This window comes from Enterococcus sp. RTP21361st1_A6_RTP21361_211029, from assembly GCF_040910045.1.
GTDB classification, from domain to species: domain Bacteria; phylum Bacillota; class Bacilli; order Lactobacillales; family Enterococcaceae; genus Enterococcus_D; species Enterococcus_D gallinarum.
In genome coordinates this window covers 1-2,783 of the sequence record NZ_JBDGBK010000166.1, presented here as the reverse complement: position 1 = coordinate 2,783, position 2,783 = coordinate 1, and the positions used below count along the sequence as shown (strand labels likewise).

Below are 2,783 nucleotides of genomic sequence, written 5' to 3'. Positions count from 1 at the left end.
GAGCAATGGCGTCTCTTGGACGACCCCGATAACCATTCCTGGAGTAACTTCCGTTCCCACCGCAATGGTCGGTTCAAAGGTCCATTTTTTCTCATGATCCAATGCAGGCAGCTGGACCCCTCGTTTCAAAAAGTTACTTTGGGTCAGCTCCATAAATGTTTCTAATGGCCGTTGAATCCCGTCGAACATTTGAGACATAATTCCCGGTGCTAACTCAACAGACAGCGGTTCTCCTGTTGTTCGGACGGGTTCTCCTGGTCCGATACCTGACGTTTCTTCATAAACTTGGATCGAAGCGATCGTTCCTCTCATCTCGATGATTTCTCCAACAACCCCCAGATCACCGACATAACAAATATCTTCTAAACTTGCATGGCCCATATCTTTTGCTAAAACTAACGGACCTGACACTTTAATTATTGTTCCTGTTTCCACAACATCAGCTCCATTCTATAGTATGTTTTGCCCAACGGCTTTTTCGACATTTTCCTGGATCATTTTCAGCCCTACCCCTTGGGATCCATCGTAATCTGGGATCAAGATGATCGCTGGTGAAACTTGCTGTTGGTATTTGGCAATTTCTTCTGGAATCAATGCCGCACATTTTTCTGTTACGTAAATCACCGCATACTCTTCTTTCACTAGGCACTGAAAGGCACGAGTCACTTCCGCTTTTGCGGTTGCGTAACACACTTGAAAGCCAAACAGCTGAAAAGGTAACACGGATTCTTTGCTGCCGATCACACCAATCTTAGCTGCCATAGTACCTCATCCTCTCTCTCAGCTCTTCTTCTGTGAAGCCACTGCGCTTTCCTACCAAAATCAGCCGCAAGTTCTGAATCTCCAATGTTTTGGCATTTAAAAACGCGAGTAATGGCATTGGTCCCAACGCTTCAGCAGCTACGAACTGCTGAGTAACTAAGTCATCTTTCACCAGTGCCAATGCAGCAAAATCGATCGTGGTCTCTTGTAATAGCGGCAGTAGCGCTTCTTGATAGCCAGTTTGTTTCAAAAAGGCGAGATAGTCAGTGAAGGAGGTTTCCGCAAAAGCGAGATAATCTTCTTTGGGAATACTTCCCACACTGACTAAAACAGCCGCCATAAAACTTTTTGATCTTTTTTGCAGCAAACAACGTGCAGCAATCGTGATATTCGTAAGGTCGATTCCTGTGATCACCGCATGTGTCAGTGCTGGAATATTTATTTTTTCGGCTAGGCGTCGTTGCTCATGTAAAAAGCGGCGATCGTAAATAATATCGATCCCTTGCAAAACAGCAGAACCTTCTAAGTATTCCCTTACTGCTTGGATCGTTTCAATGACTTTAGACGGTATACTTTCCGAAGATCCTGTTTGGATGGCATTTCTTAGTTCATCGATCGTATAGAATCCATCTTCGATCAGTAAATTGCTATAATCTCTCCCTGTTACATCTTCTTTGGTCAATACCTTCAAATTATGAAAGGTATACGGCAGCATGATCAAACGAAGCACATCAGGATCTGGAACGTTTTCTGCTAATTCTTGTATGGTTGTCAGCATTTCTTGATCCAGATACCCCTCAAATTTTTCGGAAAAATCAGCGCCCAGATAACGTTGATAATTCGTTTGCTGCAAGATTGCCATTACTTGATCCATAGACTCTGCTGCAATCAGCTGCTGCCAATCTTGCATTTGAAGCAAGGTTGTCTCTTTGATCCGAATCAGTGGATTCAATTGATGATAGCTCGCCATAGCTTACCCTCCTTTTTGGATCACTTTCAGCCAATGTTCTCTCGTTTCATTTTTGTATTCTTCTAGTAAAGCTTGGTAGGTGAAATTGTAGAAAACGCCATTGTCTTCTACTATAAACCCTGCTTGCTCCAATGGTTTGCCCATCCTTGCAAGATAAGGCAACCTTTGATTGACAGCAGTCAACCAATCTTTTGTCAAACTTGCTGACTGTTGCTGTCCACAACGAAAGATTACTTCTCCCGAAACGGGTAATTGCATTAATGTATTTTCCGCCAGATGTTGGACTGTATCAGGCGCCAATCCATTCATTTTTTGATAAGCTGCCGCGAATAATGTCTCCAGTTCTTTATGAGCTTGTTTAATCCCTTCTTGTTTGGCTGCTTTTATTCGCCGATTCATGTCTTGCTGATAGTTTTTTTCGATTTGTTTTTTTGCTTCTACTGAATGGCGCTTGATTTCTAGTTCTTTTTGGGACCAGGCAGCTGCAAAATCGGCATCGATCCTTGTTTTAGTGTCCGTTTCGATTACTTGCCGTTTTTCTTTTGCTTCCCGATCTAGTTCAGCAATCATTTTGTCGATGGCATCCATTGCCTCCATTGCTTGTCGCCTCCTTTAAATGGACCCTAATAGTAGGAAAGAAATAACGAAGCCTAAGATCGCGTACATTTCCACCATGACTGAGAACATAACTCCTTTGAAAAAGTGTTCCGGTTTTTTAGCTAAGATTTGAATCCCTGATGCGGCCACTCTTCCTTGTGCGATCCCAGAGAACAATCCGGTAAAAGCTACCGGCAATGAAGCCATCAAATAGGCCATTCCGGTCACCGTCGACATCTCTGCTGCCAAACTGCCGTAGATCATAAAGGCAATCACAAAACCATACAAACCTTGGGTTCCTGGCAGTAACTGTAGAATCAGTGCCTGCCCAAATTTCTCAGGTTGATTCGTTGTCAACGCCGCAGCTGCTTCCCCTGTCATTCCAACACCCTTTGCTGAACCAATTCCAGAAAAAATCGTTGCGATTCCCATTCCTATAATCGCAAATACCATT

At 43.4% G+C, this 2,783-nt stretch carries 4 protein-coding genes and 1 pseudogene; all 5 read right to left on the bottom strand.

The window, feature by feature from the left end; genetic code table 11:
- Positions 1-435, bottom strand: a pseudogene (locus AB5Z52_RS16515) (V-type ATP synthase subunit A); the annotation flags it as partial.
- Positions 436-450: 15 nt separating this feature from the next.
- On the bottom strand, positions 451-762 hold the full coding sequence (locus AB5Z52_RS16510; protein WP_003126710.1) for a V-type ATP synthase subunit F: 312 nt from the start codon (positions 760-762) through the stop codon (positions 451-453).
- Complete coding sequence (locus tag AB5Z52_RS16505) at positions 752-1,732, bottom strand: V-type ATPase subunit (RefSeq protein ID WP_003126711.1); 981 nt, start codon at positions 1,730-1,732, stop codon at positions 752-754. Before AB5Z52_RS16505 ends, AB5Z52_RS16510 begins: the two co-directional genes overlap by 11 nt.
- A 3-nt stretch (positions 1,733-1,735) precedes the next feature.
- The gene (locus tag AB5Z52_RS16500; protein ID WP_005473267.1) at positions 1,736-2,329 is read right to left on the bottom strand and encodes a V-type ATP synthase subunit E family protein; all 594 of its coding nucleotides are present in this window, start codon (positions 2,327-2,329) and stop codon (positions 1,736-1,738) included.
- Between the two features lie 15 nt (positions 2,330-2,344).
- Positions 2,345-2,782, bottom strand: a complete 438-nt coding sequence (locus tag AB5Z52_RS16495; protein ID WP_368267065.1) for a V-type ATP synthase subunit K — start codon at positions 2,780-2,782, stop codon at positions 2,345-2,347.
- Between the last annotated feature and the right edge of the window lies 1 nt (position 2,783).